The following is a 13,082-nucleotide window of genomic DNA, read 5'->3' on the forward strand; positions in this document are numbered from 1 at the left end:
GGCGCGGCTGGCCCCGCTGCAGATCGTCTCGCTCGACCGGCTGGACGCCTTCGTGTCGTGAGGCGCAGGATGGCCCCGATCCGGGACCCGAGATCCCGCCGACCGAAACCCGCCCCCCCTGGACCCACCCGAGGAGACGCCCGATGCCCATTCTGAACATCACCCTGATCGAAGGCCGCAGCCAGGCGCAGAAGGACGCGCTTTACCGAGAGGTGACCGATGCGGTGTGCCGCAGCCTCGGCGCCCCGGCCGAGTCGGTGCGCATCATCGTCAACGAGATCCCCGCCGGCGATTTCGCCGCGGCCGGGGTCAGCAAGGGCGCCGCGAAAGCCCCGACGCCCGAGACGACCTCCGCCTGAGCGCCGTCCCCCGTCCTGCGGTTTCAGCGCGGGCGGGGGGGCGGGCTGAGCGCGCGAGGCCCTGGCGGGGGGCGTCGTCCCCTGTCCGTCCGCTCACGCGCGCCCATCGGGCCGGGCGGACGAGCGCCGACGGCGCGAACCAGGCCCGAACCTTCCGCTTGCCCTGGCCCATTCCGGGACGGTTCCGCCGCCCCGCGCGCCGCGACGCCTTCGAAACTCCGCAAACCCGCCCGCCGCGCCGCCCCCGCGGTTGACAGCGCGCATTCCGCCCCCTCCTATCCTGCCCCCTGAACGCGCCCCGACCAGAGGGCGCCCGATCGCCCTCGGGAGGAGCCTCGCCATGACCGTCCGTCTCAGCCGTCGCCACGCGCTCGGCGCGCTCGGCGCCACCGCCGCGCTCGCCTCGCTGGGCGCGCCCGCCCGCGCCGCCTCCCGGGTCACCGTGGGCGCGTTGCGCTTCACCTCGCACGCGCCGTCCTTCGTGGCGTATGAGCGGGGGTATTTCTCCGAGGTCGGGCTCGACGTCGATTTCCGCTTCTTCCAGGCCGCCCAGCCGATGGCCGTCGCCATCGCGTCGCGCGACGCCGATTTCGGGGTGACCTCGATCACCGGCGGGCTGATCAGCCTGGCCGAGAAGGGCGCCGCGAAGGTCATCGGCGGCGCGCTGCAGGAGGAGAAGGGGGTCGACGGCCAGATGATCCTCGCCTCCGTCGCCGCCTACGATCAGGGCGTGACCTCGCCGGCGCGGCTGGGCGAGCGCAGCTTCGGCATCACCACGGCCGGGTCGTCGTTCCATTACATGGGCGCCAAGATCGCCGCGGCCGAGGGCATCAAGGACCTGTCCTTCAAGCCGCTGCAGAAGATCGGCGCGGTGATCGGGGCGCTGAAATCGTCCCAGATCGACGCCTGGACCATCGTGCCCCATATCGGCAAGCCGCTGGTCGCCTCGGGCGCGGTCAAGCATATCGGCATGGTCGCGGACTACATCCCCGACTATCAGGTGACCACGCTGTTCACTTCGGCCGAGAACGCGGAGCGCGAGCGCTCGAAGACCGAGGCCTTCCTCGCCGCCTTCGCCAGGGGCGCCGCCGACTTCAACGCCGCCCTCGTCGACCGCACGCTGGGCGACGAAGGGGCCGAGGCGATGACCCGCCTGATCCACAAATACGTCTACGAGGACCAGCCCTACGAGAAGGCCGCCCAGTCCATCGTCGACGGCGCGATGCGGGTGAACGAGGGCGCGGCGCTGAACATGGACTCGATCGGCGACCAGCTCGCCTGGTTCAAGTCCGAGGGGCTGGTGAAGGACGAGATCACCCTCGAGATGCTGGTCGACGACAGCTACGTCGACACGCTCTGATCGGAAGGACGGCGCGCATGGACCTGAGGCTCGACGGCGTCAGCCACGCCTATGGCGGGGTCGAGGTCCTGCGCGACGTGACGCTGGAGGCGCCGGCCGGGCGGATCACCTGCCTGGTCGGGCCGTCCGGCTGCGGGAAATCCACCCTGCTGCGCCTGATGGGCGGGCTTGAACGGCCTGATGCCGGGCAGGCGCTGATGCTGGGGGCGCCGCCGGCGGGGTCGCTGAACCCCCTCACTTACGTCTTCCAGCATTTCGCCCTGCTGCCCTGGCGCACGGTGGAGGGGAACGTCCGGCTGGTGCTGGAGGATCATCCGTTGTCGCGTGCCGAGCGGGCGGAAATCGTCGCCGACGTGCTCGCCCGCACCCGGCTCACCGATTTCGCCCGCGCCTGGCCCCGGCAGCTTTCGGGCGGCATGCGCCAGCGGGTGGCCATCGCCCGCGCGCTGGCGGTCCGCCCGGCGGTGATGCTGATGGACGAGCCGCTGTCGGCGCTCGACGCCCAGACCCGCGAATTGCTGATGGACGATCTGGTGGGGCTGTGGGGGCGCGAGCGCTTCACCGCGGTCTACGTCACCCATAACCTGGCGGAGGCGGTGCGGCTCGGTCATCGCATCGCGGTGCTGTCGCGCCGCCCGGGGCACGTGCGCGAGATCGCCGAGATCGACATGCCCCTCGAAGACCGCCGCCCGGACGACCCGTCCCTCGTCGCCGTGCAGGCCCAGCTCTGGCGCCTGCTGCGCGAGGAAGCCGCGGACGCCGACCGCGAACTGACCGGCGCCTGAGCGGAGAGCCAAGATGACCGACGCGACCCTCGATCCGGCCCGCCCGCTGCGCAGCGCGCCTGCGGTCCCCCTGACCCCCGAACCCGTCGCCCGCCCGGTGCCGTTCCGCGGCGGCGGCTTCCAGCCCGCCGGCCGGGCCTGGGCCGGGCCGCTGCTGTTCGTCGTGATCATCGCGCTCTGGGAATGGGGGTCGGCCTCCGGCTGGATCACCTCGCTGACCCTGCCGAGACCCTCGGCGGTGGCGGGGGTGTTCCTGGATCTCTGGTCCTCGGGCCGGTTGTGGGAGCATCTGGGGCCGTCGCTGGCGCGCCTCGCGGTCGGCTCGGCGATGGGGCTGGCGGCGGGGATCTGGGTGGGGCTGATGATCGGGCTCTTCTCGCTCGCCCGCGCGGGGCTGGCGCCGCTGGTGGCCGCCCTTTTCCCCGTGCCCAAGATCGCGCTGCTGCCGCTTTTCGTGATCTGGTTCGGCATCGACGAGGGTTCCAAATACGCGCTGATCGCCTTCGGCGTGTTCACCCCCACCGTGGTCGCCACCTATGGCGGGGTCGACAATGTCGACCGCTCCCTGATCCGCATGGGCCAGAGTTTCGGGCTGTCCTGGCGGTCGATCGTGCTGAAGATCGTGCTGCCGGGCGCGGCGCCGGCGATCCTGTCGGGGATGCGCGTGTCGCTCGCCATCGCCATCATCCTGCTGGTCGCGGCCGAGATGCTGGGGGCCGAGAAGGGCGTCGGCGCCTATATCCTGACCGCCGGCGCGCTCTATGACCTCGAGAGCTTGTTCTGCGGCGTGGGGATCCTGTCGGCGCTGGGCCTGGTCGTCAGCTTCGTGATCGGCCGTCTGGAAAGACGCCTGCTGGATTGGCGGGGCTGATGGCCTATGTAAGGTCCTCCCGGCGCTTGGTCCGGGGGGAGGCCACGATGACATCCGTCGACCATTACAAGTCCCTGCTCGAGACCCGCCTGGCCGAGCTCGAAGGGCGCCTGCAGCAGATCGAGACCGATCTCGACGTCGAAGCCGACGCCGATGCCGAGGAGCGCTCGGTGGAGCGCGAGGATGACGAAGTGCTGGAGGGGCTGGGCGAGGCCGGCAAGCGCGAAATCATCATGATCCGCGCGGCGCTCGACCGCGTGTCGGCCGGGACCTATGGCGAATGCGCCAATTGCGGCGAAGACATCGCCCCGGCGCGGCTCGAGATCGTGCCCCATGCCGCGGTCTGCGCCAACTGCGCATCCGACGCCTGAACGCCGGCGCGGGGGGCGTGGGCGTGTCCTTGAGACCGAGCGCGGTCGACCCTGCGGCGCTGAGCGGCGTGGGGCGGACCCGCGTGAAGATATGCTGCATCGGCTCGCCGGAGGAGGCCGCGCTGGCGGTCGCCGCCGGGGCCGACATGCTGGGCCTGTTGTCGGTGATGCCGGGCGGGCGCGGCTCGATCCCCGATCCCGACATCGCGCGCATAGTGGCGGCGACCGCGCCGGGCGTGGTCTCGGTGCTGTTGAGCGCGGAGGTGACGGCGGCGGGGCTGGTCGCCCATGTCGCGCGCTGCGCGCCCGCGGCGTTGCAGATCGTCGATGCTGCCGAGCCCGCCGCCATCCCCGCCCTGCGCGCCGCCTTCCCCGCGCTGCGCATCCTGCAGGTGATCCATGTGGAGGACGAGGGCGCGCTGACCCAGGCCCGCGCCGCGGCGACCGGGCCGGGGGCGGCGGATGCGCTGCTGCTCGACAGCGGGCGGCCATCGGCCCCCGAGCGGACGCTGGGCGGCACCGGCGAGACCCATGACTGGGGGATCTCCGCCCGGATCGTGGCGGAAGCGCCGGTCCCGGTGTTCCTCGCCGGCGGGCTCAGGCCAGACAACGTGGCGGAGGCGATCCGCCGGGTGAAGCCCTTCGGCCTCGACCTCTGCTCCGGCGTGCGGACCGAGGGCGCGCTGGACGCGGCCAAGCTCTCGGCCTTCATGGCGGCGGTGCGCGCGGCGTGATGTTCTGCGAAGTTCTCTTGATGTTCGCTTAATGTTCCGGCAGGCTGAGGCTCAGCGGAGGGCCTTGAGTCGATGGACGATCTGTCAGGGGACGACCTGTTCGGAATGCAGGACGCGGGCTTCGCCTGGACCGGCGACGACCGCGTGGGTGTGGCGCCCGCCCGCCGGCATGGCCGCGGCGCCGCGACCAACCGGGTCGGGCGGTTCGAGCCGACCACCCGCGCGCCGGTGGACGACGGCTGGGGGCCCGATCCCGCCGACGGCCCGCCGCCGCCGCTGCGCACCGAAGTGCTGCACGATCACACCCGCACCATCATCGCGAAGAACGACAGCCCGGACCTGCCCTTCGACCGCTCGATCAATCCCTATCGGGGCTGCGAGCACGGCTGCGTCTACTGCTTCGCCCGGCCGACCCATGCGTATCTCGGCCTGTCGCCGGGCCTCGATTTCGAAACCAAGATCCTCATAAAACCCGACGCCCCGGCCCGGCTGGAGGCGGAGCTGCGCGCCAGGGGCTATCTCTGCCGTCCCATCGCCATGGGCACCAACACCGACCCCTATCAGCCGCTGGAGCGGGAACGCCGCATCACCCGCGGGCTGCTGGAGGTGCTGCGCGCCCATCGCCACCCGGTGACCATCGTCACCAAGGGGGCGGCGGTGACGCGGGATGTGGATATTCTGGGCGAGATGGGGCGGCAGGGACTGGCGCGGGTCCATGTCTCGATCACCACGCTCGACAACCGGCTGAGCCGGACGATGGAGCCGCGGGGGGCCTCGCCCCAGGCGCGGCTCAGGGCGATCGCGGCGCTGAGCCGGGCGGGGTGCCCGACCGGGGTGATGGCGGCGCCGGTGATCCCGGCGCTGACCGATCATGAGTTGGAAAGGATTCTCGAGGCCGCGTCCCGCGCCGGCGCCGTCTCGGCCAGCTACATCGTGCTGCGCCTGCCGCTGGAGGTGCGCGACCTGTTCCAGGAGTGGCTCGCGGAGCATCGCCCCGACGCGGCCGAGCGGGTGATGGGCCGGGTGCGGGAGCTGCATGGCGGCAAGGACTATGACTCGCGCTTCGGCACGCGGATGAGCGGGCAGGGCGTGTGGGCGGATCTGCTGCGAAGGCGCTTCACGGTGGCGGCGCGGCGGCTGGGGCTCGACCGCAAGCAGCCGCCGCTGCGCACCGACCTGTTTCGCCGGCCCGAACGGCCGGGGGACCAGTTCTCGCTGGGGTTCTGAGCCGCGCGCTCCGGATCCGGCCGGCGCGGCTGCGGCTGGGCCGCGCCGGACGCGCGGGGCGGACGGGGCGCCGGGGCGTCTCCCGTAACGACGGGAACCGGGGTAGACGGGGGCGACGCCGTCAGGAGAGCCCATGCCCGCCCGCATTCCCGTCCCCAAGACCGAACCCAATTATTCCCACGAGACCGAAGCGCTCGCCGCCCTCCCCCCCGGCGCGCTGGTCTGCGGGGTGGACGAAGCCGGGCGCGGGCCCTGGGCCGGGCCGGTCCATGCCGGCGCCGTGGTATTGCGCGCCGACGCCATCCCGCCGGGCCTGAACGACTCCAAGAAACTCACCGCGCGGCGCCGCGAGGAACTGGCCGCGATCCTGAAAACCTGCTGCGACTGGGCGGTGGGGGTGGCGAGTGTGGAGGAGATCGACCGCATGGGCCTCGGCCGCGCCGCGGACCTCGCGATGATCCGCGCGGTGGAGGGTCTGCCCCGGGCGCCCGCCTTCGCGCTGATCGACGGTCGCCGGGTTCCGCCCGGCCTGCCATGCCCCGCGTCCTGGCTGATCCGGGGCGACGGGCGCAGCGTCTCCATCGCCGCCGGCTCGATCCTCGCCAAGACCGAGCGGGACGCGGAGATGGACCGGCTCGACCTGTTGCACCCCGAATACGGCTGGCGGACCAACCGTGGCTATGGCGCCCCAGCCCATCTCGGCGCCCTCAAGCTTTGGGGGGTGACCCCACATCATCGGCGCAGCTTCCGCCCCATACACAACATCTTGGTTGAAGACTCCGATATAAGCGACTGATTCGAAAAGATATTGACGGTGATTCGCTGCTCGGGCACATTGCCCGCGAACCCAATGCCCCGACCGAAGCAGCAAATGGAGCCCGGCATGTCCGCGAGCGACTCCGCCGGAATCCCGGCGCCGAACCCCATTGTCACCGTCGCCCCCAAGCCGCGCGCCGTGCGCGTCTCGACCAAGCCCCGCCCTGCGCAGCGCCCCCGACGCGTCCCGCCGGGAGAGCTGCCGGTCAACCAGATCCTCGCCGGCGACTGCATCGCGCAGATGAACGCCCTGCCCGAGGGTTCGGTCGACATGGTCTTCGCCGATCCGCCCTACAATCTTCAGCTCAAGGGCGACCTGCACCGGCCCGACAACTCCAAGGTCGATGCGGTGGACGACGCCTGGGACCGCTTCGACGGCTTCGCGTCCTATGACCGCTTCTCTCGCGCCTGGCTGAAGGCCGCGCGCCGGGTGCTGAAGCCGGGCGGGACGCTGTGGGTGATCGGCTCCTACCACAACATTTTCCGGGTGGGCTCGGCGCTGCAGGACGAGGGCTACTGGGTCCTCAACGACGTGATCTGGCGCAAGTCGAACCCGATGCCGAACTTCCGTGGCCGGCGCTTCACCAACGCGCATGAGACGCTGATCTGGGCGGCGCGCGACGAGGGCGGCAAATACGACTTCAACTACGAGGCGCTGAAATCGCTGAATGACGGCGTGCAGATGCGTTCCGACTGGGTGCTGCCGATCTGCTCGGGGGGCGAGCGGCTGAAGGATGCCGACGGCAAGAAGGTCCATCCCACGCAGAAGCCCGAGGCGCTGCTGCACCGGGTGATCCTGGGCACGACCCAGCCCGGCGCGGTGATCCTCGATCCGTTCTTCGGGTCGGGCACCACCGGCGCCGCGGCCAAGCGGCTGGGTCGGGCCTTCATCGGGATCGAGCAGGACGAGGGCTACCGCAAGGCCGCCCGCGCCCGCATCGACGCGGTGCGCCCCTATGACATGGAGAGCCTGCGGGTCAGCGCGTCGCGCCGTCAGGCCCCGCGCATCCCCTTCGGCCAGCTGCTGGAGCGCGGGATGCTGACGCCGGGCCAGATGCTGAGCTCGGGCAACGGGCGGCACCGGGCCAAGGTGCGCGCGGACGGCACGCTGGTCGCGCATGACGTCTCGGGCTCGATCCATCAGGTCGGCGCGGCGCTGGAGGGGGCGCCGTCGTGCAATGGCTGGACCTACTGGCATTTCGAGAGCGCGGCCGGCTCCGCCCCGATCGACCTGCTGCGTCAGAAGCTGGTCGCCGAAATCGAAGTCTGACCCGGGCGCCTTTCGCGTTTCGATCACGGGCGCTCCCTGGCCGGGGGCGCCCGTTCGCGTTGGCGCAGGGCAGGACGGCCGGGGCGAGGCCGATTCTCGGGGCCCCTCCTCCCCGAATTTCTGTCGATCATTCATTTTTGAGACGATAATGGGTCGGCGGCGCGGCAGACATGCTGCAATGCGGCGTCAGCTTCGCGACGGTCGTGATTATCGTGGCGGATCCGTTTCCGATCCGAGGGATAGCCTTCACGTTTCAAGTACGCATGTGCGGGAAATCACCTTTCGCCTTGCCTCGGCGGACCAAATTAAGGCAAGATTTAGACGACAAAGTCCGTATCGGCGTCCCCCGGACGCCGGTCAGAGCGTATCCTGACCCTGTGGCCCCCTCCGCCACGCTGCCGAAAGCGAACGGCCATGACTTTCAGCGACTCGGTCCTCAATGTCCTGGGCAACCTGGCCCAGTTCCATGGGCGCGCGACGCGCTCCGAATTCTGGTACTGGGTGCTGTTCACCCTGATCGCGTGCGTCGCGCTGCAGATCGCCGACGGGATGATCTCCGCCCCCGCCTTGGGCTACGCCGCCTTCGCGATGGAGGCGGGCCGGCCCCTGACGCTGGTCGGCATGCTGGCGCTCACGGTCCCGTCGCTGGCGGTGGCGTGCCGGCGGCTCCACGACGCGGGGCGCAGCGGCAAGTGGCTGCTGATCGGGCTGGTCCCGGTCGCGGGCGCGGCGGCGCTGATCTGGATGCTGTCGCGGCCGTCGGTGATGCGCGGCAACCGCTTCGGATCCTCGGTCATCGGGCTGCAGCGCACCTGAGCGGTCAGGCCCGGGCGGCGCGCCAGCGGGCGCGGCTGGCTTCGGGCCAGAGCTGGTCCCGGTCGTAATAGGCCTCGAATTGCGGGATGTCCTCGGGCAGGCGCAGCCAGGTGGCGCGGGTCGAGGTGTAGATGTGGACGTCGGGCGGGCAGGACCCCGGATCGTCCAGCGTGCCGACCCGCACGAAGCGGAAGCGCGGACCGGCGCCGGAATAGACGCTCCACACCGCTACGCGGCAGGTGGGGCAGCGGTCTATCCGCTGGCCCGCGCCGCTGGCGGAGGGTGTGAGCACGGTTTCCGGCAGGCCGGCGATCAGCTCCACCTCCGACGCCTCGATCAGCGCGTTGAGCACGAAGGCGGAGCCGGTCTCGCGCTGGCAGCAGGTGCAGTGGCAGCCATGCACGAAAAGCGGAGCGGCGGTGAGCGCGTAGCGGATCTCGCCGCAGGTGCAGCGGCCTGTCAGTCGGGTCATGGCGCAGGGTCCGGGATGTGTGACGTATCGGCACGATAACGCCGCCGGACCGGCGATCAATCGAAATGGTCGCGCCTTGTTCCTGGCGCGCCTCAGCGCCCGACGTCCAGCGCATCCAGCCCCAACAGCAGGGCCTTGCGCATCACCGTCGGAATGCGGTCGGCCTGCGCCCGGGCACTAGGGACGAATGCGCCGTTCGCAGGCCGAATCTCCTCTTCTGTCTTGGCGACGAGGATGTCGAGGACGAGTTGGAAATGGGTGAACACGTGGCGCGCCTGGGCCGGGATCCGGCGCCACGCCGCGGGAAAGGGCGCGGCGGCGAGCAGGGCCTCGTCGGGCCGGTCCGCCCCCCCTTCCGCCCCGCCGCCGCGCCGGTCCCAGTCGTCGCCGGGCAGGCCGAGCGTGCCGCCGAGCAGCCCCCGCTCCGGCCGCTGTTCCAGCAGCACTGCGCCCGACGGGTCGACGGCCACGAACACCACCCCCCGTCGCTGGGGTTTCGCGACCTTGGGGGCTTTTCGGGGCAGGGTTTCGGCGATGCCCGCGGCGCGGCCGGCGCAGGGATCGCGCCAGGGGCAGATGCCGCAGGCGGGCGAGCGGGGCGTGCAGATCGTGGCCCCGAGATCCATCACCGCCTGCGCATGGTCGCCGGGGCGGGTCTGCGGCGTCAGCCGGGCGGCGAGCGCATATAGCGCGGGCTTCGCGTCGGGCAGCGGGGTTTCGACCGCGTGAAGCCGCGCCATCACCCGTTCGACATTGCCGTCCATCACCGCGGCGGGCAGGTCATGGGCGATCGCGGCGACGGCGGCGGCGGTGTAGGGGCCGACGCCGGGCAGGGCGCGCAGTCCGGCCTCGGTCGTCGGAAAAACCCCGCCATGATCGTCCGCCACGGCCCGCGCGCAGGCCAGCAGGTTGCGGGCGCGGGCGTAATAGCCCAGCCCGGCCCAGGCGGCCATCACAGCCTCGTCCGGCGCCGCGGCGAGGTCGGAGACGGTGGGCCAGGCCTCGGTGAACCGCAGGAAATAGGGCGCGGCATGGGGGACGGTGGTCTGCTGGAGCATGATCTCCGACAGCCACACCCGGTAGGGGTCGGGGAGCACGCCGACGGCCCGTTCGGCCGGGCTGGTGCGCCAGGGCAAGGCGCGGGCGTGGCGGTCATACCAGACCAGCAGCTCGTCCGAGAGCCAGCCGGGATCGGCCGGCGAGGCGGGCGCCTCCGGCGCGGGTCTTTTGGGAGCGCCGCGGCGGGGCGGCGTGGGCGTTTCGGCGGGCATCGCGGCGGGCGTCTCCGGGGGGCGTGGCGGGGTCGGGCGAGGGGCGGCGGCGGGCGGCGCGTCGGCTTTCGCCTTGCGGCCCGGGCGCTTGGGTCCGGCGGGTCGGGCGGGGCCGGCGGGCCGGGCCGGACCGCCTCGGCGCGGCGGGCGGGCGGTCACCACCGGGCGCGCCGGCTTTTCATTCGGGCCGTCAGGATGCATGATGCCCCCGTGACGCGCGGCTGCGCGAGGCGGCCGCCGGGCGCCGGGCGCGGCGCGGATCTCTGGCAGGGCGGAAGCAGGCGCATGAGCGGCACCCTCGGCAAGGACGGCGGCGGACGCAAGGGCTCCGCGCCCCGGCGCCCCGGCCGCGGGCCGCGGGCCGCGATGGTCGGGCCGGGAGGGGGCGTGTCCGCGCCGCCGCCGGTCCCCAAGGCCCCTGCCCCCGCCCCGCCGAAACCCGCCGCCAAACGCGCCGCGCGGCCCCCGGCCGAGCAGAAGCGTCAGGCGCGGGGCTTCATGCAGGCCTCGGCGCTGGCGGAGCCTTCGGTGCGCGAGGTGTCGGCCAAGCGCGGTTTCGCGGAAATCCGGGTGCTGACCGACTGGCCGACCATCGTCGGCGCGGCCCTCGCCGCCGCCTGCCGGCCGGTGCGGCTGACCTGGTCGGGCAACGCCTATGGCGCGACCCTGATCGTGGAGGCCGAAGGCGCGCGGGCGACCGAGATCGAGATGCAGGGCCCGCGCATCGCCGAGCGGGTCAATGCGCATTACGGCTATCGCGCGGTGTCGCGGGTGAAGGTGGTGCAGGGCGGGCGCGGCACCGTCGCGCGCCCCGGCTCGGTGGGCGTCGCCGTCCCGGCGGGGATGGCGGAGGCCCAAGGGGACGCCCCGCGCCCCCCCGCCGCCGTCGCCGCCGCCGAGCGGATCGAGGAGGTCGCCGATCCCGGCCTGCGCGAAGCGCTCGCCCGCCTCGGCGCCAGCGTCGCCAGGCATGGCGGCGGCCGCCGCGGCCCCTGATCGCCCCGCCATGGCCCGAAATCCGCCGCCGATCTCGCGCAAGTGACCGCCTGCGGCCCCCCGACGGTTTGAGCCCGCGGCCCCGCCCGGTTATCTCTGCCCAAGGACACCCCCTTCCGCGCGCCCCTTCCGCGCGCCCCGACAGGAGACGCTGATGTTCCCCAAGAGCCTGGCGCTGGTCGCCGCCGCCGCCGCCCTCGTCATGGGCGCCGCCGCGATCCATGGCGCGGCCCCCATCGCCTCCGCCTTCGGCCTCTCCGCCCAGGCGGCCGAGACCGAGACCTCGCCCTCGGGCATGGCGCTCGGCGTGTTTTCGCTGGGCGATGAGAACGCGCCGGTGACGGTGATCGAATACGCGTCGCTGACCTGCCCGCATTGCGCGAACTTCCAGAAGACCGTCTTCGGCGACGTGAAGAAGGACTACATCGACACCGGCAAGATCCGCTACGAATTCCGCGAGGTCTATTTCGACCGCTTCGGTCTCGCCGCCGCCCAGGTCGCGCGCTGCGCCGGGCCGGACCGCTATTTCGGCCTGATCGACCTGCTGCTCACCCGTCAGGACGACTGGATCCGCGCCGACGATCCCGGCCAGAAGCTGCTGACCATGGGCCGGCAGGTCGGCATGACCTCGGACCAGATCAACGCCTGCCTCGCCGACGAGGACGGGGCCCGCGCGCTGGTCACCATGTATCAGGGGTTCCGCAACGACCCGCGGCTGACCGGCACGCCGACCCTGATCGTGGCCGACAAGAAGGTGGAGAATCCCAACTTCGACAATCTCTCCGCCGCGATCGACGCAGCCCTGGCCGACTGATACGCTTGAGGCGCATCCTCTGCATATAGGGGGTATTGCGCGCCAAGCGGCTATATATTGACGGGCCCCCTTGACCACGGGGGCCCGCGCCCGGATGCTGGCCAATCCGCGACTCGGCGCAGCCAGGGCCCCCGCACATGCAGTTCACCCGCCTCCGGCTCCAGGGTTTCAAGAGCTTCGTCGACTCCACCGAGCTGGTGATCGCGCCCGGGCTGACCGGCGTCGTGGGTCCGAACGGCTGCGGCAAGTCCAACCTGCTCGAGGCGCTGCGCTGGGTGATGGGCGAGACCTCGGCCAAGGCGATGCGCGGCGACGGCATGGACGACGTGATCTTCGCCGGGGCCTCGACCCGGCCGGCGCGGTCCTATGCCGAAGTCGCGATCCATATCGACAATTCAGACTTCACCGCGCCCGCCGAATTCAACAAGACCGATCAGCTCGACATCGTGCGCCGCATCACCCGCGACGCCGGCTCCGCCTTCCGGCTGAATGGGAAGGAGTTGCGGGCCCGCGACGTTCGGATGCTGTTCGCCGACGCCTCCACCGGCGCGCATTCGCCGGCTTTGGTGCGGCAGGGGCGGATTTCGGAGCTGATCAACGCCAAGCCGAAAGCCCGCCGTGCGATCCTGGAGGAGGCGGCCGGCATCGGCGGGCTCTACCAGCGCCGCCACGAGGCGGAGCTGAAGCTGCGCGCGGCCGAGGACAACCTGCTGCGCGTGTCGGACGTGCTGGAGAAACTGGACGAGCAGCTCAGCCAGCTCGCCCGCCAGGCCAGGCAGGCGGCGCGCTATCGCGAGATCGCCGCGGAGCTGCGCGCGGCGGAAGGGCTGCTGCTGTGGCTCCGCTGGCGGGAGGCGGCGACGGAGGCCGAGGCCGCCCGCGCCCGTCTGCGCGAGGCGACCGCGGAGGCGGCGCGCGGC

15 protein-coding genes are annotated in these 13,082 nt (G+C 71.9%); 13 read left to right on the forward strand and 2 right to left on the reverse strand.

Features of this window, described 5'->3' with window-relative positions; genetic code table 11:
* The first annotated feature begins 92 nt into the window (after positions 1 to 92).
* From ACTB72_RS16605 to ACTB72_RS16650, 10 genes are all read left to right on the forward strand, one after another.
* The gene (locus tag ACTB72_RS16605; protein WP_463038133.1) at positions 93 to 359 is read left to right on the forward strand and encodes a 2-hydroxymuconate tautomerase; all 267 of its coding nucleotides are present in this window, start codon (positions 93 to 95) and stop codon (positions 357 to 359) included.
* Between the two features lie 340 nt (positions 360 to 699).
* Positions 700 to 1,719 carry an ABC transporter substrate-binding protein gene (locus ACTB72_RS16610; protein ID WP_463038121.1) on the forward strand — a complete coding sequence of 340 codons (1,020 nt, stop codon included), beginning with the start codon at positions 700 to 702 and terminating at the stop codon, positions 1,717 to 1,719.
* A gap of 17 nt (positions 1,720 to 1,736) precedes the next feature.
* Positions 1,737 to 2,504 (forward strand): ABC transporter ATP-binding protein, encoded by a 768-nt coding sequence (locus ACTB72_RS16615; RefSeq protein ID WP_463038122.1) that lies wholly within the window; start codon positions 1,737 to 1,739, stop codon positions 2,502 to 2,504.
* Positions 2,505 to 2,517: 13 nt separating this feature from the next.
* The gene (locus ACTB72_RS16620; RefSeq protein WP_463038123.1) at positions 2,518 to 3,375 is read left to right on the forward strand and encodes an ABC transporter permease; all 858 of its coding nucleotides are present in this window, start codon (positions 2,518 to 2,520) and stop codon (positions 3,373 to 3,375) included.
* A 47-nt stretch (positions 3,376 to 3,422) separates the two neighbouring features.
* Complete coding sequence (locus ACTB72_RS16625) at positions 3,423 to 3,746, forward strand: TraR/DksA family transcriptional regulator (RefSeq protein WP_463038124.1); 324 nt, start codon at positions 3,423 to 3,425, stop codon at positions 3,744 to 3,746.
* Positions 3,747 to 3,769: 23 nt separating this feature from the next.
* Positions 3,770 to 4,480 (forward strand): phosphoribosylanthranilate isomerase, encoded by a 711-nt coding sequence (locus ACTB72_RS16630; protein WP_463038125.1) that lies wholly within the window; start codon positions 3,770 to 3,772, stop codon positions 4,478 to 4,480.
* Positions 4,481 to 4,585: 105 nt separating this feature from the next.
* Positions 4,586 to 5,707 carry a PA0069 family radical SAM protein gene (locus ACTB72_RS16635; RefSeq protein WP_463038134.1) on the forward strand — a complete coding sequence of 374 codons (1,122 nt, stop codon included), beginning with the start codon at positions 4,586 to 4,588 and terminating at the stop codon, positions 5,705 to 5,707.
* A 133-nt stretch (positions 5,708 to 5,840) separates the two neighbouring features.
* Positions 5,841 to 6,503 carry a ribonuclease HII gene (locus tag ACTB72_RS16640; RefSeq protein ID WP_463038126.1) on the forward strand — a complete coding sequence of 221 codons (663 nt, stop codon included), beginning with the start codon at positions 5,841 to 5,843 and terminating at the stop codon, positions 6,501 to 6,503.
* 87 nt (positions 6,504 to 6,590) lie between these two features.
* Positions 6,591 to 7,793: a DNA methyltransferase gene (locus ACTB72_RS16645; RefSeq protein ID WP_463038127.1), complete on the forward strand. Its 1,203-nt coding sequence runs from the start codon at positions 6,591 to 6,593 to the stop codon at positions 7,791 to 7,793.
* Positions 7,794 to 8,207: 414 nt separating this feature from the next.
* On the forward strand, positions 8,208 to 8,609 hold the full coding sequence (locus tag ACTB72_RS16650; RefSeq protein WP_463038128.1) for a DUF805 domain-containing protein: 402 nt from the start codon (positions 8,208 to 8,210) through the stop codon (positions 8,607 to 8,609).
* Between the two features lie 4 nt (positions 8,610 to 8,613).
* On the opposite strand, the gene ACTB72_RS16655 is transcribed toward ACTB72_RS16650, so the two are convergent.
* Together ACTB72_RS16655 and mutY are read right to left on the reverse strand one after the other, a co-directional pair.
* Positions 8,614 to 9,072: a GFA family protein gene (locus ACTB72_RS16655; protein WP_463038135.1), complete on the reverse strand. Its 459-nt coding sequence runs from the start codon at positions 9,070 to 9,072 to the stop codon at positions 8,614 to 8,616.
* Positions 9,073 to 9,173: 101 nt separating this feature from the next.
* On the reverse strand, positions 9,174 to 10,352 hold the full coding sequence (gene mutY, locus ACTB72_RS16660) for an A/G-specific adenine glycosylase (protein WP_463038129.1): 1,179 nt from the start codon (positions 10,350 to 10,352) through the stop codon (positions 9,174 to 9,176).
* Between the two features lie 285 nt (positions 10,353 to 10,637).
* Here mutY and ACTB72_RS16665 point away from each other — a divergent pair, with 285 nt between their 5' ends.
* The 3 genes from ACTB72_RS16665 to ACTB72_RS16675 form a co-directional block, all read left to right on the forward strand.
* Positions 10,638 to 11,348, forward strand: a complete 711-nt coding sequence (locus ACTB72_RS16665) for a DUF721 domain-containing protein (RefSeq protein ID WP_463038130.1) — start codon at positions 10,638 to 10,640, stop codon at positions 11,346 to 11,348.
* Between the two features lie 154 nt (positions 11,349 to 11,502).
* Positions 11,503 to 12,162, forward strand: coding sequence for a DsbA family protein (locus tag ACTB72_RS16670; protein WP_463038131.1), 660 nt, complete (start codon positions 11,503 to 11,505; stop codon positions 12,160 to 12,162).
* 137 nt (positions 12,163 to 12,299) lie between these two features.
* On the forward strand, positions 12,300 to 13,082 hold a 783-nt coding region (locus tag ACTB72_RS16675), incomplete at its 3' end, for an AAA family ATPase (protein WP_463038132.1).

The organism is Albimonas sp. (assembly GCF_055129145.1).

Coding starts and splice junctions, on each gene's coding strand:
- ACTB72_RS16665 (WP_463038130.1), top strand. CDS start 10,638: ATGAGCGGCACCCTCGGCAAGGACGGCGGCGGACGCAAGGGCTCCGCG.
- ACTB72_RS16620 (WP_463038123.1), top strand. CDS start 2,518: ATGACCGACGCGACCCTCGATCCGGCCCGCCCGCTGCGCAGCGCGCCT.
- mutY (WP_463038129.1), bottom strand. CDS start 10,352: ATGCCCGCCGAAACGCCCACGCCGCCCCGCCGCGGCGCTCCCAAAAGA.
- ACTB72_RS16615 (WP_463038122.1), top strand. CDS start 1,737: ATGGACCTGAGGCTCGACGGCGTCAGCCACGCCTATGGCGGGGTCGAG.
- ACTB72_RS16645 (WP_463038127.1), top strand. CDS start 6,591: ATGTCCGCGAGCGACTCCGCCGGAATCCCGGCGCCGAACCCCATTGTC.
- ACTB72_RS16670 (WP_463038131.1), top strand. CDS start 11,503: ATGTTCCCCAAGAGCCTGGCGCTGGTCGCCGCCGCCGCCGCCCTCGTC.
- ACTB72_RS16650 (WP_463038128.1), top strand. CDS start 8,208: ATGACTTTCAGCGACTCGGTCCTCAATGTCCTGGGCAACCTGGCCCAG.
- ACTB72_RS16635 (WP_463038134.1), top strand. CDS start 4,586: ATGCAGGACGCGGGCTTCGCCTGGACCGGCGACGACCGCGTGGGTGTG.
- ACTB72_RS16640 (WP_463038126.1), top strand. CDS start 5,841: ATGCCCGCCCGCATTCCCGTCCCCAAGACCGAACCCAATTATTCCCAC.
- ACTB72_RS16610 (WP_463038121.1), top strand. CDS start 700: ATGACCGTCCGTCTCAGCCGTCGCCACGCGCTCGGCGCGCTCGGCGCC.
- ACTB72_RS16625 (WP_463038124.1), top strand. CDS start 3,423: ATGACATCCGTCGACCATTACAAGTCCCTGCTCGAGACCCGCCTGGCC.